Annotated in this window: 27 protein-coding genes; 15 read left to right on the plus strand and 12 right to left on the minus strand. The window is 45.9% G+C overall.

Going from position 1 to position 24,276, the window contains the following annotated elements:
* Positions 1-648, plus strand: a 648-nt coding sequence (locus METPAY_RS00005; RefSeq protein ID WP_048148007.1) for a hypothetical protein, incomplete at its 5' end; no start/stop codon positions are given.
* A 15-nt stretch (positions 649-663) separates the two neighbouring features.
* On the opposite strand, the gene METPAY_RS00010 is transcribed toward METPAY_RS00005, so the two are convergent.
* Together METPAY_RS00010 and hmgA are read right to left on the minus strand one after the other, a co-directional pair.
* Positions 664-1,254, minus strand: a complete 591-nt coding sequence (locus METPAY_RS00010) for a GNAT family N-acetyltransferase (RefSeq protein ID WP_048148009.1) — start codon at positions 1,252-1,254, stop codon at positions 664-666.
* Between the two features lie 17 nt (positions 1,255-1,271).
* The gene (gene hmgA / locus METPAY_RS00015; RefSeq protein WP_048148011.1) at positions 1,272-2,477 is read right to left on the minus strand and encodes a hydroxymethylglutaryl-CoA reductase (NADPH); all 1,206 of its coding nucleotides are present in this window, start codon (positions 2,475-2,477) and stop codon (positions 1,272-1,274) included.
* Between the two features lie 44 nt (positions 2,478-2,521).
* Here hmgA and METPAY_RS00020 point away from each other — a divergent pair, with 44 nt between their 5' ends.
* The 5 genes from METPAY_RS00020 (at position 2,522) to METPAY_RS00040 (ending at position 7,753) form a co-directional block, all read left to right on the plus strand.
* The gene (locus tag METPAY_RS00020) at positions 2,522-3,436 is read left to right on the plus strand and encodes a class I SAM-dependent methyltransferase (protein ID WP_048148013.1); all 915 of its coding nucleotides are present in this window, start codon (positions 2,522-2,524) and stop codon (positions 3,434-3,436) included.
* Between the two features lie 65 nt (positions 3,437-3,501).
* Entirely contained in the window at positions 3,502-4,350 is an 849-nt protein-coding gene (locus tag METPAY_RS00025) for a mechanosensitive ion channel family protein (protein WP_052418594.1), read from the plus strand.
* Positions 4,351-4,885: 535 nt separating this feature from the next.
* Entirely contained in the window at positions 4,886-5,695 is an 810-nt protein-coding gene (locus METPAY_RS00030; protein ID WP_048148015.1) for a winged helix-turn-helix transcriptional regulator, read from the plus strand.
* A 359-nt stretch (positions 5,696-6,054) separates the two neighbouring features.
* Positions 6,055-6,489, plus strand: coding sequence for a hypothetical protein (locus tag METPAY_RS00035; protein WP_048148017.1), 435 nt, complete (start codon positions 6,055-6,057; stop codon positions 6,487-6,489).
* Positions 6,490-6,697: 208 nt separating this feature from the next.
* Positions 6,698-7,753 carry a PepSY domain-containing protein gene (locus METPAY_RS00040; protein WP_048148019.1) on the plus strand — a complete coding sequence of 352 codons (1,056 nt, stop codon included), beginning with the start codon at positions 6,698-6,700 and terminating at the stop codon, positions 7,751-7,753.
* A gap of 446 nt (positions 7,754-8,199) precedes the next feature.
* On the opposite strand, the gene METPAY_RS00045 is transcribed toward METPAY_RS00040, so the two are convergent.
* The 5 genes from METPAY_RS00045 to METPAY_RS00065 are packed head-to-tail and all read right to left on the minus strand — an operon-like array spanning position 8,200 to position 12,073.
* Positions 8,200-8,715 (minus strand): TspO/MBR family protein, encoded by a 516-nt coding sequence (locus METPAY_RS00045; protein ID WP_048148021.1) that lies wholly within the window; start codon positions 8,713-8,715, stop codon positions 8,200-8,202.
* Positions 8,716-8,758: 43 nt separating this feature from the next.
* The gene (locus tag METPAY_RS00050) at positions 8,759-9,151 is read right to left on the minus strand and encodes a Zn-ribbon domain-containing OB-fold protein (protein ID WP_048148023.1); all 393 of its coding nucleotides are present in this window, start codon (positions 9,149-9,151) and stop codon (positions 8,759-8,761) included.
* On the minus strand, positions 9,151-10,323 hold the full coding sequence (locus tag METPAY_RS00055) for a thiolase domain-containing protein (protein ID WP_048148025.1): 1,173 nt from the start codon (positions 10,321-10,323) through the stop codon (positions 9,151-9,153). Before METPAY_RS00055 ends, METPAY_RS00050 begins: the two co-directional genes overlap by 1 nt.
* Entirely contained in the window at positions 10,320-11,369 is a 1,050-nt protein-coding gene (locus METPAY_RS00060) for a hydroxymethylglutaryl-CoA synthase (protein WP_048148027.1), read from the minus strand. The genes METPAY_RS00055 and METPAY_RS00060 overlap by 4 nt, the downstream gene beginning before the upstream one ends.
* Positions 11,363-12,073, minus strand: coding sequence for a transcriptional regulator (locus tag METPAY_RS00065; protein WP_048148028.1), 711 nt, complete (start codon positions 12,071-12,073; stop codon positions 11,363-11,365). Before METPAY_RS00065 ends, METPAY_RS00060 begins: the two co-directional genes overlap by 7 nt.
* A gap of 93 nt (positions 12,074-12,166) precedes the next feature.
* Between METPAY_RS00065 and METPAY_RS00070 the strand changes: the two genes are divergently transcribed.
* From METPAY_RS00070 to METPAY_RS00095, 6 genes are all read left to right on the plus strand, one after another.
* Positions 12,167-12,859, plus strand: coding sequence for a DUF120 domain-containing protein (locus tag METPAY_RS00070; RefSeq protein WP_084600624.1), 693 nt, complete (start codon positions 12,167-12,169; stop codon positions 12,857-12,859).
* A complete protein-coding gene (gene ribB, locus METPAY_RS00075; protein WP_048148031.1) occupies positions 12,852-13,520 on the plus strand; it encodes a 3,4-dihydroxy-2-butanone-4-phosphate synthase in 669 nt (222 codons plus the stop codon). Before METPAY_RS00070 ends, ribB begins: the two co-directional genes overlap by 8 nt.
* Before the next feature lie 138 nt (positions 13,521-13,658).
* Entirely contained in the window at positions 13,659-14,723 is a 1,065-nt protein-coding gene (locus METPAY_RS13955) for a PAS domain S-box protein (RefSeq protein ID WP_052418595.1), read from the plus strand.
* The gene (locus METPAY_RS00085) at positions 14,724-15,398 is read left to right on the plus strand and encodes a M48 family metallopeptidase (protein WP_048148033.1); all 675 of its coding nucleotides are present in this window, start codon (positions 14,724-14,726) and stop codon (positions 15,396-15,398) included.
* A gap of 68 nt (positions 15,399-15,466) precedes the next feature.
* Positions 15,467-16,624, plus strand: coding sequence for an iron-containing alcohol dehydrogenase (locus METPAY_RS00090; RefSeq protein WP_048148034.1), 1,158 nt, complete (start codon positions 15,467-15,469; stop codon positions 16,622-16,624).
* A gap of 108 nt (positions 16,625-16,732) precedes the next feature.
* A complete protein-coding gene (locus METPAY_RS00095) occupies positions 16,733-17,893 on the plus strand; it encodes a PAS domain-containing protein (protein ID WP_048148036.1) in 1,161 nt (386 codons plus the stop codon).
* Positions 17,894-17,897: 4 nt separating this feature from the next.
* Here the strand turns inward: METPAY_RS00095 and METPAY_RS00100 are convergent, their stop codons facing one another.
* Together METPAY_RS00100 and METPAY_RS00105 are read right to left on the minus strand one after the other, a co-directional pair.
* Complete coding sequence (locus tag METPAY_RS00100; protein ID WP_048148037.1) at positions 17,898-18,344, minus strand: adenylyltransferase/cytidyltransferase family protein; 447 nt, start codon at positions 18,342-18,344, stop codon at positions 17,898-17,900.
* Complete coding sequence (locus METPAY_RS00105; protein ID WP_048148111.1) at positions 18,341-18,712, minus strand: Mov34/MPN/PAD-1 family protein; 372 nt, start codon at positions 18,710-18,712, stop codon at positions 18,341-18,343. The genes METPAY_RS00100 and METPAY_RS00105 overlap by 4 nt, the downstream gene beginning before the upstream one ends.
* 96 nt (positions 18,713-18,808) lie before the next feature.
* Between METPAY_RS00105 and METPAY_RS00110 the strand changes: the two genes are divergently transcribed.
* On the plus strand, positions 18,809-19,285 hold the full coding sequence (locus tag METPAY_RS00110; protein WP_048148039.1) for a universal stress protein: 477 nt from the start codon (positions 18,809-18,811) through the stop codon (positions 19,283-19,285).
* A gap of 7 nt (positions 19,286-19,292) precedes the next feature.
* Here the strand turns inward: METPAY_RS00110 and METPAY_RS00115 are convergent, their stop codons facing one another.
* Positions 19,293-20,711: a dihydropteroate synthase-like protein gene (locus METPAY_RS00115; RefSeq protein WP_048148041.1), complete on the minus strand. Its 1,419-nt coding sequence runs from the start codon at positions 20,709-20,711 to the stop codon at positions 19,293-19,295.
* 44 nt (positions 20,712-20,755) lie between these two features.
* Here METPAY_RS00115 and METPAY_RS00120 point away from each other — a divergent pair, with 44 nt between their 5' ends.
* A complete protein-coding gene (locus METPAY_RS00120; RefSeq protein WP_048148042.1) occupies positions 20,756-21,424 on the plus strand; it encodes a CehA/McbA family metallohydrolase in 669 nt (222 codons plus the stop codon).
* Positions 21,421-22,206 (plus strand): tRNA pseudouridine(38-40) synthase TruA, encoded by a 786-nt coding sequence (truA, locus tag METPAY_RS00125; protein ID WP_048148044.1) that lies wholly within the window; start codon positions 21,421-21,423, stop codon positions 22,204-22,206. Before METPAY_RS00120 ends, truA begins: the two co-directional genes overlap by 4 nt.
* Before the next feature lie 572 nt (positions 22,207-22,778).
* Here the strand turns inward: truA and METPAY_RS00135 are convergent.
* Both METPAY_RS00135 and METPAY_RS00140 read right to left on the minus strand, forming a co-directional pair.
* Positions 22,779-23,624, minus strand: coding sequence for a hypothetical protein (locus tag METPAY_RS00135; protein ID WP_048148048.1), 846 nt, complete (start codon positions 23,622-23,624; stop codon positions 22,779-22,781).
* 67 nt (positions 23,625-23,691) lie between these two features.
* Positions 23,692-24,243 (minus strand): DnaJ domain-containing protein, encoded by a 552-nt coding sequence (locus METPAY_RS00140; RefSeq protein WP_048148051.1) that lies wholly within the window; start codon positions 24,241-24,243, stop codon positions 23,692-23,694.
* Positions 24,244-24,276 lie beyond the last annotated feature (33 nt).

Consider the following 24,276-nt stretch of genomic DNA (forward strand, 5'->3'; position numbering starts at 1 on the left):
TTCATTATATTCTTTGTCTGTATGTGTGGCTGTACCGAAACCGGCGAACCCGTGCAGCCGGTAAATACAACCGTCTCAGTCGAAGATGCATGGGATCAGGCGGCGGTTGATGTTCTTGTAAATGAGATGGTGTTCGAATTTGAAAACGAGCAGTCTGCCGATTTCAATAATTCTGTGGTTCTTATGAAACCGGCAGTAATAATCTGCGATCCCGATGGAAACCCTCTGCATTATCTTTTTTTTGTTGGGAAAAACGGTGAAACCGTTTCTACTGTTCGGGTGAGTGCCAATAAGTCGCTTGGTAGAACCATAACCGGCATCGGTGATCTTGTTTACTACTGCGGCAATGAAACACTTAATCTGTCTGCGGAACTGGCAGGTTCCAAAACCGAATATTTCGTCTGCGGCACTCCGGTACCGGAATATGGCGAAGATTATAACGAAATGATGGTTGATGCCTGGGAAGTCTGGAACCAGTACTCTATAAACGTTCTCAACGACCTGAAAGATGCCGGGATAAATATTTCGGAACCAATTCCCGTTGATGAACGCGAAACTGTCCGTGAAATTATTTATAATAACATCTGGAAGAGGGAAGAGAGTATAGAGGAGTTCGAAAATAAATACCAGGTTGACTGGGCTTTTTGATATTAAATATTAAACTCAATCCCATTTATTTTTCAAATCGCTGAAAAAAGAACTGTCAACCGATTCCTTCAAAAGACCGTAAAGCAGCTGGTCATGATAATCCCCGCGTGCGTGCCAGTACTTCTTCCTCCGTCCTTCAAATTCAAAACCGCTTTTTTCCATGATCTTTTGTGATGCAAAATTTCCTTCGGCGGTATCTCCGTTGAGACGATAGGCGTCAGTGAATGTGAATACATAGTATACAAGGAATTCACATGCCTCTGTTCCAAAACCCTTCCCATGATATTTATCGTCAATCTGGTAGCCGATCAGGAATGCACCGGGAGAATATTCAACGGGAAGGATAGCACACTGGCCGGCGAATTCCCCGGTTTCTTTTGAACGGATTGTGAAAACAGGTGCTTCAGGAATCTTTTCATTCAGCAGGGCGGCTGAAACCGATTCGATCAACGGAGTGAAATATGCTGTTGTTGCTTCAGGAGTGTTCGGTCCGAAGAAGAGCCATCTGCAGACTGTTTCCTTTGCAAGCATCCTGCAGATGTTGTCAATGTCGTCGTGTCTTATGTATGAGACGGAGATCTTCTCCCCGGACCATTCTGTTTTCATATCCTAAAAAATGGAAATTACCTTCCAAGCTGCTTGTGAGCTCTTGCAAGATGCCCTGCACCAAGAGCACCTATGAGATTAAGTTCTCCTGCAAGAACAGCGGCAGCGATTATCTCCGCAAACTTCCTTGAATTTGCACCTGATGTTTCCCCTCCGCCTGCACACCCTAGAAGACTCAGGGCTTCCCTCTGGGTATCTAATCCTGTTCCCCCGCCGACAGTTCCTACCTGAAGCGAGGGAATCGTCACCGAAACATACACCCCTCCTTCAGCCTGTTCTACGGTTGTTATTGTATTCGAACCCTCGACGACATGGGCGGGGTCCTGCCCGCATGCAAGAAAGATTGCTGCGATAATATTTGCCGCATGAGAGTTGAAGCCGAGCGAGACAGCCCTTGCAGACCCGATGAGGTTCTTTCTCATATTGACCTCGGTCATCGTCCTGGAATCAGTCTTTAAGGTTGATTTTATCAGGTCATCAGGGAGGAAGACTCCTGCAACAACAGTCTTTCCCCTTCCTAGTATGACATTTATTGCTGAAGGCTTCTTGTCAGTACACATATTTCCTGAAAGAGCAACGAGCACAACCCCTGTCTCCTCCTGTATCTTCGCCGCTACTTTCTCGCTTGCGATTGTGACCATGTTCATGCCCATTGCATCGCCGGTAAAGAACTCGATCCTGGCATGTAAGTTTGTCCCTGTCACAAAACAGCGGATATCAAGGAGTTTTCCATGCGACGTGGTAGTCTCTGCAATCTCTTTCAGGAGAGGGATATTCTCCTCGATCCACCTTGCCGCTTCTGTAGCGTGAATGACGTTCTTCGCAGCAAAAACCGGTGCTCTCGTCATACCGTCACGCTGTATTCTGACATCCGCTCCGCCTGCGAGTGTTACTACCTTGCATCCCCTGTTTATCGATGCGATAAGTGCTCCTTCCGTTGTTGCAAGCGGGATATAAAATTCATCATCTGCATATTCTCCGTTGACCTTCAGTTTTCCTGCAACACCGACTGGAACCTGCACCGCACCTATCATATTTTCGCAGTTTTTCTCGGCGGCCCTGTCAATATTTATCGTGAAATCGCCGATCTTATCGAGTTTCTTTCCGCTCTCCATCTCTATAAAGGCCCTTCTTACCGCTACTGCGTCTTTCGGGGGCATCTCTTTCTCGAGCGAATGGAGCTTCAGCTTTCCTTCCTTCAGTCCAGAGAGATAATCATTCATATTGATTACTTATTGGTGAGGAGTATACATATTATAATGGTCTTATGGCAAAGGAAAGCCGCTGTATAAAAATTTTAAAAAATGAAGGTGAGATGACAAGAAGGAAGCTCATCGAAGAGGGGCTCCTCGACAACTCCTTAAAACCGTTTTCGGACGAGTGTCACCTCTACATTCCTGTCACGGGCGATATTCCGGGAGCAGCGACTGAAATATTTGAAGAACGGGATATTTCCGCTCCTCTCCCGCGGCATGAACTTATCGGCGGAATAGCGATTATACAGGACTGCGACAGGGATGGGGCCCGAAGACTTCTCGATTCGCGCCCTGTGATACATACGGTGCTGTATTCGGAAGGGCCTGTTACAGGGGAGTACCGGACGAAGGATTATATCGTTCTTGCCGGAAAAAATACAACGAAAACCGATTACACAGAATACGGGCAGAGGTTTTTAATAGATCTCTCAGCCGCATATTTTTCCGCCCGCCTCGCAAATGAAAGGCAGAGGATTGCTGCGATGATGAAAGACGGCGAGAGGCTTTTGGACATGTTTGCAGGTGTCGGGCCGTTTGCGATAACACTTTCAGGCAAATGTTCGGTGGTATATGCAAACGACATCAACCCTGCCGCGGTGAGTCTTCTTTACGATAACATCCGGCTCAATAAAAAGAAGAACATCCTTCCTGTGCTTGCCGATGCACGGTGTTTGGGGGGTATTTTCCCCCCGGGAAGTTTTGACCGGATAATTATGAATCTTCCAATGAAATCTTCTGAATTTATTGATATTGCCTTCAGGCTCTGCAGACCCGGCGGGATGATCCATTTCTATACTCTTCAGTCGGAGCCCGGGGAGATGGAGGAGGAGCTGGGAAAATATGAATGCGGCAAGATTTCGGAGAGGGTTGTTCGCTCCTACTCACCGTCCCAGCATCATGCAGTATATGATATCAGGGTAATTTAAGCGGATCAGGAATTCGTAAATGCATTATATCATAACCGAGAAAGTACCCCTAATGGTGATCCCAAATGGCAGATCTTGATCTTTCAGCTACAGGTTTGGATGCCTCAACGCTTGAGAGCAATTTTGAAACATTGTCTTCAGTAACTATAGAGGAGATCATCTTTGCTTTAATTGTTCTGGCCGTTGGATATATTATTGCGAAGATAATCGTAAACAGGATCGAACATTATTTTACTAAAAGTACAAAGATGCCCAAGCTGATGGCCATCAATATCGTGAAGGCCATAAAGGTATTTTTATACATTCTCGTAATCCTTTGTGCGCTCCAGGCATTAGGAATCGAAGTAAGCGTATTTATTGTCAGTATCTTTGCTTTCATCTCGATTATCATGAGTTTTGGTATGAAGGATACCATAAACAACCTTGCATCGGGCGTATGGATAGCCGCCTCGCGTGCATATGATATCGATGATGAAGTCGAGATCTCGGGAAAGCATGGCACCGTGATGGATATGAATGTCATGGCTACAGAGATCAAACAGCTCGACAATACAAGAATTATTATTCCCAACGGAACCGTGTGGAACAGCCCAATTATCAATGTCACACGCATGCCGAAAAGGCTGATTGCGGTTGAGTACGGTGTTGCGTATAATACCGTAATACAGGACGCTATCGACGTCGCCCTCAAGGTTGCGGACGACCACCCAAAGCTCCACAAAGAACCGAAACCCATCGTCCGCTTCAGGGAGATGGCCGATTCTGCCGTTGTCCTTCAGCTCAGGGTGTGGGTTGATACCGATGACTACTACCAGGCCAAGTCAGATGTTTTGACAGGAATATACAACGGCCTCAACAAGGCAGGCATCGGAATTCCGTTCCCGCAGGTGGATGTCCATATGAAAAAAGATTAATTTTTTTTAAATTTTTTTAAGCTATTACCCAACTGGTTAATGATTATTTACCCTTCTGGCACCTGCCTGAAACAACATAGATTTTTCAGGTAAAATCAGGAGAGGGAATTAAATAATTATTTTTCAGTGAGAAACTGTAGACGCTGGTGGCATAAATTATTTAATATATTATACAAAATGCCTACTTGTGAGTAAGGGGGGGCAATACCTTTCCTCAAAGGAGATGGATAGTTCATTACCGGAATTAAAATAGCCTCTAATCTCTTATCCTGCCTTCTGAAGTCTCCAATGATTGGCGCTTAGCCTGCAAAACCGTACATGGAACGGATATTAAAAAAATGTTTCAGTTTTGGGAGTTCTGGAACGTTTTTCAGCATTAAGACTCCCTTAAGCGGTCCGTATAGTTGCGCCTGTTCAATCGGATTGATCTTGCCCTTCTAAAATTAAAAATTTGCATAGGGTAAGTGCCCGGTGCTTATTTGGAAAAAAATCCCTGAGGGATTTCAATAGTCAAAATTTGAGCAGGTAAAGTAATATGCAGAATATATATTGGGTAAGAATATTTCTTGTAATCATTCTCGCTTCAGGAGTTATTTCCGGTATTTCTTTAAAAACTTATTATTTGGAAATTTTACATGATTTGCCCGAATTTGGGAATTCTGCAACATATGATCAAAACGGCTCTTATGAAAACGGATTATTTAAAATGAAGATTATATTCCAGATTCAAGAAAGCAACCAGATTCGATTTAATACTTTTTGTTTAAACTCCATTTTGAATTTTTTCCCGGATTTTGCATTTAAATCAAAGTTTTTTATTCCGTTTATCAAATTTCCATTCCTGATATTTATTGCAGTAGATCGGAAAAAAATTCTTGAAAATAAAAGACGATTTGAGATTTATACTCTCATAAAAGAAAATCCCGGTATGTATTTTAGTGAAATTTCAAGAGAAACAAATTTTAAAAAAGGAACAGTTGAGTATCATCTTAAAATGATGGAATCCGGAGGAATTATTAAGCCTTTTCCTGAAAGTGGGAAACTATATTATTTTATAAAAAACTCCCCGTATTCAAAGGAAGAAAAACAGTTAATTTTAATTTTACGTGATGAAACTCTCAAAAAAGTCATTATGGAGATTTACGAAAATCCAAAAAACAACAACAAAAAAATTGCTGAAACAATTGGTTATTCTGAATCTACGGCAAGCAAACATCTTAAATTTCTTAAAAATCATGGCATTATTGAATCAAGAACCCAAGGATGGTATACAATGTATGATATTAGTGACGAATTTCATGATTTGCTTGAGAAATATATTTATCCCGGACGCTGGGAAAAATAAATACTATAGGAAATTTCAAGTGCGCATGAGCATGGGGCAAAATATCTTCACCATACTTGACTCATTTACTATGATGAAAATCATTTAATTCCCGGAAAATATTAAATGATCTATTTTTTTTGGTTTATGATTTTGATAAAAGAACACGTCCTTTTTTTAAAGATAATACTTGTGGGACAAACTGTGAATTAGTTTGCATTTTGTCTTAGAAATAATATATACCCCTAAATTATATTGCTGAATGAGGATGGCGGAGAAGAATTTCCGGGGCTTAAAGAAGTATTCTTACAAGTGTTTTTCCTTTGATCTCCGAGTTATCAGAATTCGTTCTTATCCTCAGGAAGTAAAAGGTGAAAAAAATGAAACATTTCGGCTTAGGAAAAATTGCCCTGGTGGCCTTTATGGTCCTTGTGGCAGGAGCGGTTCTTGCAACACCTGTAAGTGCAGGTACAAATGTTGAGTTGTTAGGCTCGTTTGATTCATGGGGATATTACGTAGCTTCAACCGGAGAATGGATTGATGACTCGGGTTATGATCAGTTCAGGGCCCGTGCAGATGTCTCGGAAGTACATGGGTACGACACTACAGGCTATATGTACATTGGACTGTATGTGTCCGGTCCTGGTGGATATGGTAATATGATAAGAGTAGATAACACTTATCGGGGAAGCACAGGCTGGATAGGGACTTTAGGAGATTCATCTCAGCTCCGACAAGAGCATGATATAGAGAGCGTGCTTACGGCTTCAGGCGGAGGGACATCCGGAAGTTCAATATATACACTGACTCCTTAATCTTTATTCGTGAATGAGATATATATCTGAATCAGGGATATATCCGGTACAGGTAAAAAACTCTGAAATCAAACCATTTTTTTCAGAAAATATCTTATGGCATGAATATATTCCGATCGATTTGCACTTTGTCTGAGAAATGGCATATAATGTCGGATTATAAATTGTCCTTAAGGCGGCAACAGCCGGAATCTGAAGTGGTAATATTATGAAAAAAATGAAATTGGTCCTTTGCCTTTTACTAGTACTGATTCTTGCGGTCACGACTTCAGGATGTACTCTCGAATCAGAAGGACCGCTGGTCACGGAAACACCGGCGTCTCAAAATATACACCAACAAACCACTGTCGGAACTTTTTCACCTGAGAACTCTTCGATTAAGGTGTCATGGCCTCAAGAAGAAAATCCCGTTCCTCCTTACAGAGAGGAAGAGATGGCAAAAATTGTAGAGGAGGCAAAACAGGAAATAATCAGGCTTTTTCCTAATGTTGAAAAGAATACACTCGACAACTTTTCATGGGGCTCTCAATTTTATGGTGGCTATAGAGCGCCTGCAATAGTTTTTTCAGACGTTTTAGAATCTTCTGATAGCGATCAAAGAATTTTAAATATAAAGTATGACCCGGAAAGGAGCACAATATGTACCTATGTACCTAATGTCACCAACTTTTACCTGGATGATGAAATTGTTATATCTGCTGAAGAGGCGAAAGAACGTGCACTTGAGTTCTACAAAAATGCAATGGGCGATGACTATGAGATTCATAAGGACAACCTCATAGTCCTAAGAGACGACGGGGAGGTCTTGAATTCGGTTTTTCTTAACATGGAGGTTTATACTACCTATAAAGGAGTAGTTTATAATTATGATCATGCCCGGATAGTGTATGATATGCGGTTTGATAGAGTAAGGGATTACCTCAATTATCAAAGAGATCCCGAAATCCTGTCCCGGATCACCACATTGTCACCGACTCCGGATATCTCTCTTGATGAAGCAAAAGAGATACTTGAAGAGCGTTTAAAGGAGAACAGGAGTGGCAGCAAGGTTAACATTGAATACTGCCAACGTTATGGTTACTATGAGTTTCCATACCTTCAGTGGCATGATCAACCCTACTTTATGGATATAGAAGGCGGTTCTGTTACAAGTCCGTTAAATCTAATTTGGGAACTTCCTTTCACCACAGAGGATGGAAAAATGTATTATGGAATTATCGATGCACATACCGGGGACATTATAGATGTCCGGGAGCAGTCCTAAACCATATATAATCTTTTTGAAAACCAAATCTATTCCTACTTTGTCAGAGAAATCAGATATAATATCACCAGCTTATTTTGAATAACAAATTCTTCAAATCAGTTTGGTAGGTAGAATCCAGCGCTGGCAACAAATCTGTACCTGAATATCCTTTTTATTCCTCGGGGTGAGGAAAATCAAAGCGTAAATTTTGCCGGTCATCATTTCCATTTAAAATAAATTTTATTGCCTTGGCTGATCAGAGATCGCATGGGAGATTAATATTCAAAATAAGCCTGTAAATATCAGAATAATAGACGAGGGATAAGGAATTGAAGTATACAAAATATTGAACAAAATTTCGCCGAGGACGGTTTGGGAGGTATTCCCTGAGTCTGTGAAGCGAACTTGCGCAAGGGTTGCCTTAAAAAAGAGAAGTCTCAAATGAAAAATGAATTTCATATTTTTTAATTCAAAACAAGAATCTGCAAGTTAAGGAAGGCGGCGAAAGTCACCCAGATGATGTATGGCACCAGAAGATATGATGCGTTTTTGTCGACCCTGTAAGAGGAGACGATCGTCAGAAGAATGAAAATCCATAGTAGTATTATGCATATGAACCCTGCAAACGGATTTTCAAACCCGAAGAAGAGATACGACCAGCCGAAGTTCAATACAAGCTGAATAAGGAAGATCGAAACTGCGATTCTTACTTCCTTTAATTTCAGGTCTCTGGCGAGAAGGAGGTACAGTGATATGCCCATCAGGATATACAGGATAGTCCATACGATACCGAAAACAAATCCCGGCGGTGTTAGGTCCGGTTTAATAAGTTCTTCCGCGTACCAGGTTCCCTGTCCGGTTTTGGTAAAAATAGATCCAAGCCCGCCTGTTGCCAGGCAGACGAGGACAGACCCTGTAAACAGGAGGCCCTTTTTTATTTTTTCATCGTTCGGATTTGGTACTGCTGAATGATCTTCCATATCGCCCTCTCTCCTAGGAGGGGATATGTTCAATATTAATATTTTATTTTAACGGGACAAATTTCGTCCCATATACTATCATGCCCGAGTCGCCGTCTGCAACAATCTTCCTGAACGTTGCCCTGACCGGCATCCCGATCTCCATATCCTCGATGTCGCACACGACCGGGGCTGTCATCCTGGTGCCTTCCTCAAGCTCGATTATTGCGATTGGATATGGTGTTTCGTAATCGTAGGGTGCACTTGCAGTCCTGATGATCGAAAAGGTTACAACCTTCCCCGTGCCCTTGAACTTGTGCTCCACCATCTTTCCGTCTCTCCTGCACTGCGGACAGACAGTCCGGGGTGGATAGTAGTAAGTGCCGCATGTCTCGCATTTCGATCCGATGAGATTATATCTCTGCGGCTGTTTTCTCCAGAAACGTGGGACTGACATTAGTTTACCCTCCTGAATATGTTTGTAACGACCGTAGCACCCGTTCCGCCTACGTTATGTGTCATTCCGATCTCGGCTCCTTCAACCTGCCTTCCTGTGGCTTCCCCGCGAAGTTGTTCGACGACTTCGCAGACCTGCTTGATTCCTGTTGCGCCGACCGGGTGTCCGCATGCCTTCAGGCCGCCGCTCGGGTTTATCGGAAGTCTTCCGCCGAGTGCCGTTTCGCCTTCTTCGGTCATGATTCCCGCCTTTCCTTTCTCGCAGAAGCCGAGGTCTTCGATTGCACAAAGTTCCGCTATAGTGAAGCAGTCATGGACCTCTACGAGATCGATATCCTTCCTTTCGAGTTTTGCCATCTCAAAGGCACGGTTTCCTGCCGCGACCGTTGCATCGAGTGTGCTGATGTCGCGGCGGTCGTGAAGTGCGATCGTGTCCGTAGCCTGTGTCGATGCAAGCACCTTGACAGGAGAATCGGTGAACTCCTTTGCTCTTTCAAGCGGACAGAGGATAACCGCTGCCGCACCGTCGGTAACCGGTGAGCAGTCCATAAGGCGAATCGGATCTGCCACAAGCGTTGAGTTCAGAACCGTATCGATAGTGATCTCTTTTCTGAACTGCGCGATAGGATTCCTTGCACCGTTGTAATGGTTCTTTACGGCAACCTGTGCGAGTTGTTCGCGTGTCAGGCCGTAGCGGTTCATGTAGTCCCTTGCGATCATTGCGTAGAGCGACGGGAACGTAACCCCGTAGATGCCCTCCCACTCGCGGTCGGCCGCACCGGCAAGAGCATCTGTCGTAACTCCTCCGTCGACATCTGTCATCTTCTCGACTCCCGCTGCAATTACTATATCGGACATGCCGGATGCAACCGAGGTGTATGCCTGCCTGAATGCAAGTCCGCCGGATGCACAGGCCGCTTCGGTCCTTGTTGCGGGAATGTGCCTTGTAGATGCAAGACCTACCGCATCTGCGATGAGGGCCGAGATATGCTCCTGGAGGATAAACCTGCCGCCGCTCATGTTCCCGACGAACATCTCGTCGATCTGGTTTCCGTCGACGTTTGCGTCTTCAAGTGATTTTATACCAGCCTCAACGCACATCTGCCTGAACGACGAATCCCATTTCTCACCGAAAGTAGTGAGACCTACTCCGATTACTGCTACTTCTCTCATGCTGCCCTCACGATCTTGCCTTTGTGTTTTGCATAAACTGCATAGTCGACATACTTTTTGTGGTTGAGCAGATCCTCTACCGAGGGAGCTGCCTTCCTGTTGATGAGCGTCTCGATTTTATCTGTCACTGTTATATCGAATGCATCGCTGCCGGAACCGGATCCGTATGATGTGACGAATATCTTGTCACCCGGTTTTGCGATATCGAGCGTTGCCGAGAGTCCTACCGGTACTGCTCCCGAATAGGTGTTTCCGAGTCTCGGGACGGCGAGGCCGGGTTTGATCTGTTCGGATGTAAAGCCGAGCATTGCCGATACATTTCTCGGGAACTTTGCGTTGGGCTGATGGAACACCGCATAATCGTAATCCGACGGTTTTGTTCCCATGTGTTCCAGCATCATCTTTGCAGCACCTTGGATGTGCTTGAAGTATGCCGGCTCTCCGGAGAACCTTCCTCCGTGGCGGGGGTAACCCTGTCCTTCACGTCTCCAGAAGTCCGGAGTATCAGTTGTAAAAGAGCATGTGTGGTTAATCTCTGCAATCGGGTCCTTTTCACCGATTACAAATGCGGCTCCTCCTGCCGCAGCCGTATACTCCAGTGCATCTCCGGGGGCACCCTGGGCGACGTCGGCTCCGATTGCGATGCCGTATTTTATCATGCCGCTCTTTACAAGGCCCATGCATGTCTGGATGCCTGCCGTTCCCGCTTTGCACGCGAATTCGTAGTCCGCCGCTGTCATGACCGGCGTTGCGCCGATCGCCTCGCCGACTGTTGCAGCGGTCGGCTTTACCGCATATGGATGCGATTCGCTGCCGACATATATCGCTCCGATCTCGTCGGGGTTTACGCTTCTTCTTTCAAGGGCGAATCTTGCCGCATTGACTGAAATCGTAAGCGTATCCTCGTCAAGATCCGGGACAGCCTTCTCCTTAACGCCGAGACCTGCTGCGATCTCGGCTCCGTTTGCTCCCCATACCCTCGCGATCTCTTCGGTTTTAATCCTGAATCGCGGGATATAGGCACCGTATGTAATAATTCCTACCATGGTTCATCTCTTAGTATTTTAATAATCTCGTCAATTCCGTTTTCAGTACACAAAAGGGTGATCCTGTCCTTTTTTGCAAGTTCGGGGACAAGAGGATTGATTTTTTCCGGAGTAATTCCCTGGAGTATGACGCATCTCGGCTTAAACGGTGTCACCCTGATTGCAATCATGGGGGACTTTCCGGTAGATACGTTGGTGAAAATCAGGGCTCGTTCTGTACTCCACCCGTAAATTTTGTTGAATTCGCTCGAAGACAACTGAATAATTGCGTTAAGACTGTTGACAATCGTGTAACCGTAGATCTGGTGGTCAAGATCCCCGTTGATAAGTGTGCACCCGATGGAATCGCAGAATTTGTCGAGCTTTATCGGGGTGTCGTAATCATGCATATCGTAGATTACATCATCGTCAAAGTCGGAATAGAGGATGTTGGCGTACTTTTTCATGAACTTTCCGCCTGAATCCTCATCGATCGAGAGAATTGTCTCGACAATCTTTCCGACGACTGCGGTACCGGGGCTTTTTCTTCTTCCTCCTTCATAATCGGAGATTACGGAAGGCGATACTTCCAGCCTCTCGGCAAGAAGCCCGGGGGGGATATTGAAATTCATCCTCCATTTTTTAAGAGCCTCGCCGGGAGAATCCGAAAGGGTGATCTCACCCGCCATCTTTTCCGCAAGACGGTTCCGCAGCACGGATTTCATAGGTATTATGGTGATCTTTTCATTAATATAATTAGCGAATGCCAATTCGTCGATTCACGAAATCATATGAACTCATGAAAACTCATATATGGTATGCATATCAATTTTGATATTGCAATGATAAGTAACGACGACCTGATGACATTGAAAAAGATCGCTCTCATGGGCGGTCTGAAATCCCAGGTCTGCCTCTCTTCCCAGGCCATGGGGGAACGGCTTGAGATCAGCCCGCAGACGGCTTCAAGGCGCCTGATAAGTCTGGAAAAAGAGAAATTAATCTCAAGAACGATCCGTCCCGACGGCCAGTATATAAGGATAAATGAATCCGGCGAAAAGATCCTCAGTGGTGAGTATTTTGACTATTGCAGGATCTTCGAGAAGACAGACGTAAGCTATCTGCTCCGGGGCGAAGTCATTAGCGGGCTTGGCGAGGGGCGCTATTATGTCAGTATTCCTCATTACATGAAGCAGTTCAGGGACAAACTCGGCTTTGAGCCTTTCCCCGGCACGCTAAATCTCCGGCTGGATTCTGCCAGTCTTGAGACGAGAAAGGAGCTTGAGAAACTGGAATGGGTGGAAATTGAGGGATTTGTCGACAACGACCGGACATTCGGGAGCGCAAAATGCCTCCCGTGCCGCATAGAAGGATCGGCATCGGCGATAATTGTTCCCGGAAGAACCCATTACCCCGACGATATCATAGAACTGCTCTGCGAACACGGCCTGAGATCAAAACTCGGACTGAAAGATGGCGACAGAATAAAGGTTGAGATAACAAATGATTGAAAAGGCAATAGAAGCGATGAAAAACGGGGAGATTATCCTCATATACGATTTTGACAGCCGCGAAGGCGAAACAGACTTTGCAATAAGATCGGACGCCCTGACAAGAGAGGACATCTGCAGGATGAGAAAAGATGCCGGCGGTCTGATCTGTACGGCAATTCACCCGGAAGCTGCGGAGAAGATCGGGCTTCCTTTTGCAAGCGACGCCCTGAAGGAAACAGGCTTTGCCGAGAGGGATGGTGATATCCCTTACGATCCGAAGAACCATTCGTCATTCTCGATATGGGTCAATCATAAGGATACCTTCACCGGAATAACCGACAACGACAGGACTCTTACTGCAAACCGTCTCTCGGACCATGTAAAGAGTGCAATGAACGGCGGTAAACTGAATTTCTCTTCAGAGTTCAGGACTCCCGGCCACATGGCTCTTCTCCGGGCAAATGAGAAGCTGCTTGACCAGAGACGCGGACAGACCGAATTGTCAATTGCCATTGCTGAATTCGCAGGAGTCACACCCTGTGTAACAATCTGCGAGATGCTCGATGATAAAACCGGTAAGGCTCTCTCGAAAAAGGATGCTATGGAGTATGGCAAAAAACACAATCTGGTCTTTGTAAGCGGCGATGAAGTCCTGGAATACTGGAATAATAATCATTAAATATAATCAGTCCAAACAACTATCCTATAATTTTTGGAAAAGGGGGATTTTGTTGTCGGAAATGCAAAATAACAATCAATACAATCTTATTTTTAATTGTCAAGTGTTACTATGACATTATCTTCTCCCGGGGACTTTATGGATTCTGCAGATCGGGTGGTGTCGATTTTTTCCGGCCTCAGGGAAGAGATTGTAGTTGTTGTCGATCTTTCTTCCATGAAGATTGAAGGAGCCAACGACAAAGCTCAAAATTTGCTTGGATACGATTTGCAGGAACTTTCCTGCCTGAAGCTGTCCGATATAATAGCATGCTTCGGCACTCCTGATGTCGCAGGCCGGGAAGAGGAGTTGTTTTCAGGCAGAAGCTATTTTTCGGAATTTATATCAAGTAACTCAGGGAAGATCCCGGTATCCTTCTCCTTAAACAGGATTGAGACAGGCATTAAGGAATACGGGGTAATTATCGGCCGGAAGATGCCTGTTGGTTTGGAAACGCCGGGGGACACGGATTTTTCGCTCGCCAGTTTTATGAAGGTTCTTGACTCAATCAAGGAAGCCATTGTTGTTGTCGACCGGAATATGAAGATCAGGCTCTACAATGCTCCTTTCAGGTTCATGGCCGAAAAGTTTGACTACAGGAATGAACTTATAGGGGCCTCGCTTCACGATGCTGCGGATTTCCTGACCGGAAAGCTGTCCCTCGAATATAAATATGTATTCAAGTCCGGGAAAAGACTTGATACGTCTGTAAAGAAAAAATTCTCTTCCAAGATGCTGTGGTATGAAGTGGTGAAGTCGCCGTTCATAGTCGACGGTGAGGTCACCCATGTAATTTCAGTTATAAGGGATATTACAAAGCAGCAGGAACTTGAAGAGATGAAAAAGGAGTCCATATTCCAGATTGAAAAGAATATGGAGCAGTTTGCCATATTAAATGATCATATCAGAAATCCGCTTCAGGCCATAGTAGGCCTTGCTGAACTGGATGGCGGAAGCAACTCCGAAAAGATAATTGAGAATGCCCTTCAAATCGATGCTATTGTAAAGGAGCTGGATTCCGGGTGGATTGAATCGGATAAAATCCGGGAGATGCTACTCCGCCATTATGGTCTGAAGATTAAGAGAAGGCCGAATGTCAGCAGTCCTATCGGGATGCTGACCGTAGTCGGAAAAAAACGGAATGAAAAGTCTGATAACGATTAAATGAAGCATTACCCTTTTGAAATCATAATAAATCACAGGGAGGTTAATAGCAGCAGGATTCGTATAAGCCCCGACTGCAGGGTATATGTAACCGCTCCCCGGGGTGCCGATATTGAGGCATTGATCGATTCAAAAGTTGAATGGATTATGAAAAAGATCGGCGAACTGGATCGGCTGGCTTCCGAATATCAGACGGGTGACGGTAGTTTCATCTACAACGGCAGAATGTGGCACCCGGTCTTCTCCGAATCACGTCCTGTCACTTTCAGCTGGCCTAATATCCATTATCCTTCTGTAGAAAAACTTCGAAAAGCTGTTTCGCAGGAACTGAAAGAGGATATTATCCATCGCCTCGATCACTATTCAAAAAAGATGGATGTCGAATATTCAAGGGTTTCGATAAGGAACCAGAGAACAAGGTGGGGTAGTTGTTCAGGGAAGGGGAACCTGAATTTTAACATCCGCTCGATGGCGCTCCCGGAGACTATAAGGGATTATCTTGTCGTCCATGAGCTTTCACACAGGATTGAGATGAACCATTCTCCTGCTTTCTGGAAGAAGGTCTCGGAGTATTACCCGGGATTCCGGCAGGCTGAAAAAGAATTAAAGGCCTATTGGATTATAATTGCAAGGAGCAGAATATGGGGTTCGCTTCTTGGCTCTCAGGATATCTGAGACTTGGCAACTCCATTAACTTAATCTATTAATCTTGCAGTAATCAATCATATTGAAAGGGGATTGTAATGACGGGGTACAACAGAGACGTAAGGAAATTCGTTTCACCGGAGTTTATTACCGGTATCGGAGCAAGGAAGTTCGCAGGAAGATATTCCTCTAATTTTAACCTGAAAAAAGTACTCATTGTAACGGACTCCTGTGTCAGAAGATGCGAATGGATCTCCCCGGTTATGGATTCTTTATGCGATAATGGAATTGATTATGAGGTCTTTTCATCGATAACCGAAAACCCCAGCGTTGATGAAGTCATGGACGGTTCCCGTGCCTTTAGAGATTCCGGCTGCGAAGGGATTGTCGCTGTCGGCGGAGGGAGCGTTCTGGACTGTGCCAAGGGAATAGGCATCATTGCCGAGAACAGCGGGCATATATCCGAATATATCGGCATCGATATGATCCGAAATCCGATGCCCCCGCTAATCTGTATTCCTTCTACAGCCGGAAGTTCGGCTGATGTCTCGCAGTATGCGGTTATATCGGACCGGGAGCAGCGAACAAAGAACCTTATAATCTCCAAATCTCTTGTCCCTGATCTCTCTCTTCTCGATCCTGAGCCGCTATCGACTCTTCCCGGGGATATTGCAAGAAGCAGTGCGATGGATGCGCTGATTCATGCAATGGAAGGTTACTGTTCAAACGGTTCATCTCCCGTTACCGATATGTTTGCTATGAATTCGATCGAAATGATCGCAGAAAACATAGCTCCTGATTACTGGAATGATCCGGACAGGCGTTTTAAAATTATGATCGCGAGTCTCTATGCAGGCCTGTGCTTTTCCAATGCCGGTTTAGGCCTGGTACATTCCATGGCTCATGCATTAGGCGGATGGACCGGGATGAATCACGGATTAGCATCGTTCATTGTGGTACGTGATGTGATTAAGTACAATATGGAGGCAGCACCTGACAGATACCGTAAAATCGCCGGTTATTTTGGGACAGATACGGAGAGACCACCCGGTGATTCATCTGTTCCGGATATTATCGTAGACGGGATGATGGAGATGTTCGGTTATGATGAAAGACCGCCGCTGTCCGGTCTCGGTGTCTTAAAGGAAGACATCCCCGAACTTGTTCAAAGGACAATGAACGATCCCTGTATTGCGACCAATCCCCGGATACCACGTAAAAATGATGTAGAAGAGTTATATCTCAATCTTTTGTAAAAGAAGCCTGAATTAAAGCAGATCAAATTTTTTAATCAATTGAGATCTTTTTTATCAACAATACACATATAGTCATATATGCAGCCCTGCATGCCGGGATGAGATACCATGAGTGATCCTGAATACGATCAGTATGACGATTTAAGGAAGAAGATCCTCGGTCTTGGAGATTCATCTTTCAGGAAAACATATTATCCTGTCCTGAGGCACAAGCAGATGGAGCTTGAGCGTTTCCGTATAATTCTCGATCATGTAAATGACATGGTGTTTCTTATATCATTTCCCGAATGCAAAGTCGTCGATTTTAGCCTCAGGGTGGCTGAAAAGCTTGGGTTCCGGCCCGAGGAGATCACGGGAAGTGAGATTTCGCGATTTCTTCATTATGATTCAGGAAAACCCGTTTCGCTGCATGAAATGAAAGACAAGGCCGAAAGAGTACTTATCAGGGCTGAGATCGAGTGCAAACAGGGCGAAAGGATTCCTGTCGAGGCAGACCTGAGTTTTACAAGTTATGGAGATGAGGTCTATTGTGCGGTGATTTGCAGGGATATTTCCGAGCGCATCCAGATGGAGAAGATGATCTTCGAATCGGAATCCCAGTACCGGACGACAATAGAGGCGATCACCGACGGTATTCTTGTTGTAAACTCCTCGGGGCGATCGATAATCTGCAACAGGGCCTTTAGGGATCAGTACCTGCGTTTTGCAGGCAGGGTCTTTTCACCTAAAATAAATGCAAAGGATTTTTTCAGGAATATCGGGCTTTTTAAGGATGACGAACTGGATTCATTCATGAGTTCGCGTGATTTTGAAGAAAAAACCGGCAAGATCCTCATGGGTGATAAAATGGCGGTGCTGAAGGTCCGGAAGATGCCGATATCCCATGAATTCAGGCACGGGCTCTCTGTTCTGATCCTGAGTGACATTACCCAGAGCACAGTTCTTGATGAGATCAGGAGGGACGTATTCCATCAGCTGAATCACAATATGGAGCAGTTTGCCATACTTAACGATGAGATAAGAAATCCCCTTCAGGCACTCCTTGGAACAATAGAATTAGAAAATCCAATGCTTGCCGCTGCAATTCATCCCTTCATCAGCGAGATAAATACAATTGTTCGAAGACTTGATATCGGCTGGCTCGAGTCCGAGAAGGTACGCGGAATGATAAAAAAGCATTACGGGGTTTCTGTTCTGGACAAGGAGGAGATCGGGGACGCGGTATTATACCTGAAAGAGTTCGGGCATGATGAGGGAATGATCCTTTGATCCTTTAATCCGTCGAATCATCCTGGGGCTCTTTGCATCTCCTGATAAGTATCTGTTTCATAATATTTCTCGAACTGCAGAAGCCTTCTCCCGAATATCCTTCTATTCTGACAACTTCTGCGAAGATGCCGTTCTCTTCGAGATCGCATTTGAGTTTGTCTTCTTTGAAGAACTGGTTGAAGCCGAGGGTTATGATATCCGGCTGAATCTCCCGGATAGGCTCGAAGATGTCCGTAGTCGATCCAAGCCTCGCGTAATCGACCGGCTTTAAAGACTGCACCATACGGAGGCGCTGCTGTTCGGGGATTACCGGCTTCGGTTTGTGCCTGACGTTTTCATCCCTTGCAACAATCACATGAAGCTCATTGCCAAGTTTACGCGATTCTTCGAGATAGTGGATATGCCCCGGGTGCAGGATATCGAATGTCCCGGTGGCGACGACTCTCTTCAATCTACCACTTCCACGCTGCAGAGGCTCCCGTTCGCAAAGAAGCACCTCCAGTCATCTTCAGTATATGGGGCTCCGATTATGATATGATATTTCCCTACTGCAGGGAAGAACCTGAGGTCGGCATCCGAAGGCCTTATCGCACCGCTTGGGTGGGAATGTGCGCTTCCGGCGATTCCAGTGCCAAGTGGCATCATGTCGGGCTGATATCTTGCACTGCTGCTGCCTGTGATCGTGCCCGGTGCGAGTTCAAATTCGTCTATAGTATCCCCGTTTTTTATCAGCAGGGCTAAAAATTCGGAAGGGTGACTGCTTTTGCCGAGTTCGAGTAGTATCATGAGCAGTTCTCGCTTTATTTTTATGTTGGGCATCTGTCTATTGATATAGACTATCAGGAAAGATAATTCTTTCAGATCGAAGGCCGGCGGAATCAAAATGTTTATCCCCTGAACTGGTGAGGATAGTTCATGTACTCTAAAATTCTGGTGGCAATCGACGGGTCGAAGCCTTCTCTCAAAGCTCTCGGGAGAGCAATTGAGATCGGGAAGTGCTGGAACTCCGAGATTCATGCCGTATATGCAGTAAATCCCGGAATATACGGAACAACTGTTGTGGACCCGGCGATAGGAGTGTCCGATCCGGGTTCTGAAAGAATATTCAACATGCTCCAGGAAGAGAGCAAAAAAATTATTGAAGATGCAAAAGGCTTCACGGGGGATCAGGGTTACGATGTAAAATACCACGAAAAGCTCGGCGATGCAAGAAATGTCATACTGGATACAGCGAAGGAGCTGGGTGTCGATCTGATCGTCCTCGGTTCGACCGGTAAGGGAATGGCGAAACGGCTTGTTCTCGGCAGCGTCAGCTCATCAGTGGTCTTTCACAGCCCTGTATCAACCCTTGTTGTCCGTGATTCCGGGGAAAAGAAACAAAAAAGTAACTGAACTGGAACTAAAATGGTCCGTCCTGTTCATAACTCCTGTTGAATTTCAGTGCGAGCTCCGCTTTGTAGAGCTCCTTCCCAAGATACGCGGCATGGTCCATGAGAGAAACCCTCTCCTCTTTCAGGAGCATGTGAAATATCTCTTCCCATTTTTTTCCTTTAACCGCTCTTCCTTTGTGGACTGCAAAGATAAACCCGTCCTCTATTCCTATTCTTATATTCCCGGCAGGATCGAATACGAGTTCGTCTGTGATCCCGCCTGCTTTGTTACAGGTTGTATATGAAAGGGGCAATTCATGACGTCTTCTTTTCTCTTTTATACAGAACAGATCGATCCCGAGGTCCTTCGGGTACGGCCTGTTCGATGCGAGAACCATCATCTCGCATGCACGCCTCATCTCCCTGACCGAACCTTTTGTCTTGTCCGAGTGCTCGCTTGTGAATACGATCGATGCTCCTGCCTCCATCGCAAGTGCGGCCAGAAGTGCGTTTGCACCAGGGGAGTCGGCATCTATCAGCTCCACGACATTTCCCGCACCGAAAAATATTGGGTGCCCGCATGGGACAAAACCTGATAGTGACTGAAGAAGTCCGGACCCTGCAGGCTGCAGGAGAGGATCGGCGACGATCCTTTTGATCCCTGCTGCCCCGGCCATCTTTATATTCTCTTCAAGAGTGTTTTCATTCGGGACGATCACCGCGGCAGCACCGGCTTCTGCGACCTCTTTTCCTACAACGGGAATATTTCCATCGTGAAGCGAGAGTATCAAATCCGCATGGCCCAGTGCGGCTCTTATCAGTTCGGGATCCTGTGTGTCTGCGGCAAAGATGGTATGTATCCCGGATACTTCCTCAAATACCCTCAGGACATCCTCCGGTGTTGCATCGAACCCGAACCCGAGATCGATGATGTCGGCACCGGATTCAATGAATTCAAAGACTATGTCGCGGAGATTATCTGTCTTATGCGCATCCATGATCTCGGCGAGAACTTTCATTCTCGATCCCCCGCCGATCCGTAAATTGCCTATATAAAAATCAGGTTGGGACCTCTCTTCTGTCTCACTGATCTTCGAATATGCCTCCTCTTTCTTTTTTGAAGCGATCAGTTCGTCGGCAGGTATCGTTCGTGAGAGTTCAAGTTCGTCGATATGGCCCAGGATCAGTTCGAGATCTGCGGCGTGCCGGGGTCCGAGGTATACAGGGGTGCCGAATTCATCCTCTACCCCTGAAAAATCCGCCGTGCACATGCCGGAAACAATCACCATATCGTATTTTACTTTACTTCCTGACAGGATTCCTGAAAGTTTTTTAGGTGCGAGGAATGCGGCGATCTTTCCTGCAACGGCTACATCGGCCCCAAATCTTTCCGCGGCTTTTTTTACCACCGGATATGCAATCTCGCCTGTCGGGAGGAGTATGCGCATACCCCTTGAATTAATATGGCAAGGGAGAAAAATACTACTATCCGATGCTGAAATGCGACCTTCATGTGCATACGAAATATTCCCGCGACGGCGAGAGCAGTGTTGAGGATATTATCCGGATGGCGGAGAAACGCGGTCTTGATGTAATTGCCATTACGGATCACGACACTGTCGGGGGAGCGAAGTACGCACAGACAATAAAAACCGATATTCTGGTAATCCCCGGGGTCGAGATCTCGACAAAATCGGGTCATCTAATTGCGCTCGGCATAACCGAAACCGTTCCTGCGGGTCTTGATTTTTATGAAACCGTCGACCGTGCAAGGGCAATGGGAGCGTTTTTGATCCTCCCGCATCCTTTCCACCAGTTCAGGCATGGTGTGGGCACCAGGCTGAAGGATGCCATCGGAGCCGTTGATGCAGTCGAATCATTCAACAGCCGCTATATTATAGGATCTGCAAACAGGAAGGCGGAGAAGAAAGCAAAAAAGTTCAAAAAGCCGTGTGTTGCAGGAAGTGACGCCCATAATGCGAGGTTTATTGGGTACGGTGTGACGGTTGTAGATTCGGAGAAGGATATGCAGTCGATATTCGATGCAATATCCGCCGGCAGGATCTGCATTATCGGGAAGATGACTCCGCTTAAAAGCTATACCGGGCAATCTTTAAAGAACACCAAGCGAAAGATCGTCAGGAAAGTCAGGCATAAATGAGAATTGCATTTCTTGTATCGTATATAGGAACGAATTTTTACGGTTCCCAGCAGCAGCCGGGGATAAGGACGGTCGAAGGGGAATTTATCGGAGCATGTATCGATCTGGGGCTTTTTTCCGGCTGGAGAGATGCACGCTTCCAGTTTTCAGGAAGGACCGATGCAGGTGTGCACGCAAGATCCCAGATCTGCGCTTTTGATACAGATTATCCCGAGAGAGCAGTTTCGGCAATAAACAGGAAACTTCCCGGGGACATCAGGTGCAGGGGATGGGCCGGGGTTCCGGAAGGATTCAATCCGCGTTTTGAGGTTTCGGAGAGAGTCTACAGGTATTTTTTCCCTGATGGGAATCTTGACCGGGGTAAGATGTCGCTTGCTGCCGCATGTCTCCCCGGAGTACATGATTTCTCCCGTTTCGCCCGTGTCGAGGGGAAAAACCCCGAGAGGAAAATATTCTCGGCAGAGTTAATCCCGGATAAGGAAGGGGTAATCTTCGAGATTCGCGGGGAGAGTTTTCTCTGGAATATGGTCCGGTGCATATCACATGCCCTTTGGCTGGTGGGAAGCGGTTCCGAGCCTTCGGATATAATTTCAGACGCACTATCAAATACGGGAGGGCCCCGTTTTCCCGCTGCACCTCCTGAAGGTCTTGTCCTTTGGGACTTAGTTACGGATCTGGAATTCGCTCCAATGGAAGGTCTTGAGAAGAGCGACAAATTCCTTGGCGATTTCAGGTGCAGGCATCACCAGCTTTTGAAGGCCGCTGAGTTTTTGGGAGAGTGAATATTTTTTTTGGAGCGAGAGAGGACGCTTGCCCTTCGTTTGTCTGGCCGGGAGAGAGTAAATTAGGATATTTTTAATCAATGAACAAAACTGTTTCAATAATTTAGGTGGGAACGGGTTTCAGGAGCAAAAGGGGATGCTCGTCCATCCCCCTCCCTTTTGAATCACAGTGAATATTTTTCCAGTGACAACCCTTGCGCAAGTTCGCTTCGCGAACACGCCCTGACCTCAGGGCTTTGCGCTATTGCGATAACCCGGCCTGGATGCTACCCATCCGGGAACTCTAAAGATAATTTTCATGAAATGAACCGGTGACCGAAGGTCGCCGTAGGTTTCGAAAGGGCGAGAGCCCTTCGGTTGCCTCGGCCGGGGGAAAATAATTCCAAAATGCATATGGTGACCAAAGTTCGCCAGCTCTCTCTGGAGCAAAAGGGGGATGCTCGTTCATCCCTTTTGCGACTTATCGCCATGAGGGGGAGGGTAACAGGGAGGGGGAAACCTCACTCTCCCTTAAAATTTTATTTTAAAACTCATGACGAATACAAACTCAATAAAAAAAAGAAAATAAAAGGTTAAGTCGTGATGATATCCACTCCGGAAGGCTTCATAATGGATATAAGCCATCCGGGGATCGCCTGTGATGTCTTCAGGACTACCTTGAAATCATCCCTGTTTGTTACGACGCCAATATATGTTGCAGTGACTTCGTAATCGGCATCATAGATAGGCATTCCGAACATCGTGATTATTACATGTTTTGCCGGGAAAGTCGTCGATTCACCCAGAGAGATAGTCCGCCTGTCGTTGTTGATGGAAAGGGTTACTGCATTTCCGCTGCTGATCGCCTGGACGGGAATGGGGCCGAAGTCGATCTTCTGGCTGTCGGGAATGAGTACATCATATGTCCCGGTATATGAGAGCGGGTAACCGTATGCATCGAGAACACTGTTTCCGGTAATCAGGCTGACGTATCCTCCCGCTGCGATTAGAATCACAATAATAATAATCCCGAGAGCGATCTTTCCTCCGTGGCCCTTTTTCGGAGCTTCAGCCTTCTGCTGGGCGCGAACCTCTTTTTCGATCTGGGCTCTTTTTCTCTCGTCTTCGAGCCGGTTTCTCTCTTCCTCGCGGGCCCATTCGTCCTTTTCCTTCTTCTTCCTGGCTTCCTCGGCAAGACATTCTTTTTCGGCCTGCTTTTCTGCTTCTATCTTCTCGTATTCCTTAGCTTTTTCAGCGTTTTCCTTCTCGCGCTTCTCTCTTTCGATCCTTTCGCGTTCGTCTTTCCTTATCTTTTCTTCGTCAGCCTGGGAGAGTCCCGGTTTCGGTTCTTTCTCCTCCGGTGTGTCCGGGAGCTTGACCGCCTCTCCCACCTTCTTTGTAAAACCTTCAAGTGATTTTTTGTCAGGTAGTTTAACCATGTTGTATCACCTCGATGATATTGCTCTATATGTCGAATTAGCTATATTTAAATTGCGAAAAAAGTAGTTATTCCTCATCACTTTTTCTGACGAGAAATGGTTTTCCATCTATGACTACATATTCGTCCCCTTTTTGAATGAAATGATCTGCATTCCTAAGTACTTTTTCTGCACCGTCTACAAGATATCTTTCCGGCCCTTCAACCTTAAATGATAATTTCCCGCCGATATCGATCAGGCCGTCGTCGTAGACGATATACTCCCTCTCCCCCATTATGAGGTGGCGGGCGCCGGTCATAGCAACTTCAGCACCGTCGATCAAAAAATGCTCTTCCTTTTCGCAGGTATATTCATAATCGGCCATCAGGGAATATTCGTCCTTTTTTGGGAGTTCCTCCTCTTTGGATGGTTCATTCAGTTCCCTGTCATAGGCGCTTCTCTTTTCGGGGTCCGATAGCACCGAATAGGCGGCAGATATTTTTTCGAAAAGCTGTTTTGCATTCGGGTGCGTCGCCGTGTCCGGATGATATACCTTTGCAAGGCTGCGATATGCTTTTATTATCTCATCAGATTCTGCGTTTGCATCAAGACCCAGCACTTCGTAGTAATTCTGCGCCATCTGATTACAGGTATGTCTGCTATGAATTATTTA

Source organism: Methanolacinia paynteri (genome assembly GCF_000784355.1).
GTDB classification, from domain to species: domain Archaea; phylum Halobacteriota; class Methanomicrobia; order Methanomicrobiales; family Methanomicrobiaceae; genus Methanolacinia; species Methanolacinia paynteri.

Bases quoted from the DNA above. Each gene is read 5' to 3' on its own strand.
- METPAY_RS00120 (WP_048148042.1), top strand. From the start codon at position 20,756: ATGCTGAAATGCGACCTTCATGTGCATACGAAATATTCCCGCGACGGC.
- METPAY_RS00060 (WP_048148027.1), bottom strand. From the start codon at position 11,369: ATGGTAGGAATTATTACATACGGTGCCTATATCCCGCGATTCAGGATT.
- METPAY_RS00105 (WP_048148111.1), bottom strand. From the start codon at position 18,712: ATGCCCAACATAAAAATAAAGCGAGAACTGCTCATGATACTACTCGAA.
- METPAY_RS00035 (WP_048148017.1), top strand. From the start codon at position 6,055: ATGAAACATTTCGGCTTAGGAAAAATTGCCCTGGTGGCCTTTATGGTC.
- METPAY_RS00070 (WP_084600624.1), top strand. From the start codon at position 12,167: ATGCATATCAATTTTGATATTGCAATGATAAGTAACGACGACCTGATG.
- METPAY_RS00085 (WP_048148033.1), top strand. From the start codon at position 14,724: ATGAAGCATTACCCTTTTGAAATCATAATAAATCACAGGGAGGTTAAT.
- METPAY_RS00135 (WP_048148048.1), bottom strand. From the start codon at position 23,624: ATGGTTAAACTACCTGACAAAAAATCACTTGAAGGTTTTACAAAGAAG.
- METPAY_RS00010 (WP_048148009.1), bottom strand. From the start codon at position 1,254: ATGAAAACAGAATGGTCCGGGGAGAAGATCTCCGTCTCATACATAAGA.
- METPAY_RS00025 (WP_052418594.1), top strand. From the start codon at position 3,502: ATGGCAGATCTTGATCTTTCAGCTACAGGTTTGGATGCCTCAACGCTT.
- METPAY_RS00090 (WP_048148034.1), top strand. From the start codon at position 15,467: ATGACGGGGTACAACAGAGACGTAAGGAAATTCGTTTCACCGGAGTTT.
- ribB (WP_048148031.1), top strand. From the start codon at position 12,852: ATGATTGAAAAGGCAATAGAAGCGATGAAAAACGGGGAGATTATCCTC.
- METPAY_RS00045 (WP_048148021.1), bottom strand. From the start codon at position 8,715: ATGGAAGATCATTCAGCAGTACCAAATCCGAACGATGAAAAAATAAAA.
- METPAY_RS13955 (WP_052418595.1), top strand. From the start codon at position 13,659: ATGGATTCTGCAGATCGGGTGGTGTCGATTTTTTCCGGCCTCAGGGAA.
- METPAY_RS00115 (WP_048148041.1), bottom strand. From the start codon at position 20,711: ATGCGCATACTCCTCCCGACAGGCGAGATTGCATATCCGGTGGTAAAA.
- truA (WP_048148044.1), top strand. From the start codon at position 21,421: ATGAGAATTGCATTTCTTGTATCGTATATAGGAACGAATTTTTACGGT.
- METPAY_RS00110 (WP_048148039.1), top strand. From the start codon at position 18,809: ATGTACTCTAAAATTCTGGTGGCAATCGACGGGTCGAAGCCTTCTCTC.
- METPAY_RS00055 (WP_048148025.1), bottom strand. From the start codon at position 10,323: ATGAGAGAAGTAGCAGTAATCGGAGTAGGTCTCACTACTTTCGGTGAG.
- METPAY_RS00040 (WP_048148019.1), top strand. From the start codon at position 6,698: ATGAAAAAAATGAAATTGGTCCTTTGCCTTTTACTAGTACTGATTCTT.
- METPAY_RS00030 (WP_048148015.1), top strand. From the start codon at position 4,886: ATGCAGAATATATATTGGGTAAGAATATTTCTTGTAATCATTCTCGCT.
- hmgA (WP_048148011.1), bottom strand. From the start codon at position 2,477: ATGAATGATTATCTCTCTGGACTGAAGGAAGGAAAGCTGAAGCTCCAT.
- METPAY_RS00065 (WP_048148028.1), bottom strand. From the start codon at position 12,073: ATGAAATCCGTGCTGCGGAACCGTCTTGCGGAAAAGATGGCGGGTGAG.
- METPAY_RS00140 (WP_048148051.1), bottom strand. From the start codon at position 24,243: ATGGCGCAGAATTACTACGAAGTGCTGGGTCTTGATGCAAACGCAGAA.
- METPAY_RS00020 (WP_048148013.1), top strand. From the start codon at position 2,522: ATGGCAAAGGAAAGCCGCTGTATAAAAATTTTAAAAAATGAAGGTGAG.
- METPAY_RS00050 (WP_048148023.1), bottom strand. From the start codon at position 9,151: ATGTCAGTCCCACGTTTCTGGAGAAAACAGCCGCAGAGATATAATCTC.
- METPAY_RS00095 (WP_048148036.1), top strand. From the start codon at position 16,733: ATGAGTGATCCTGAATACGATCAGTATGACGATTTAAGGAAGAAGATC.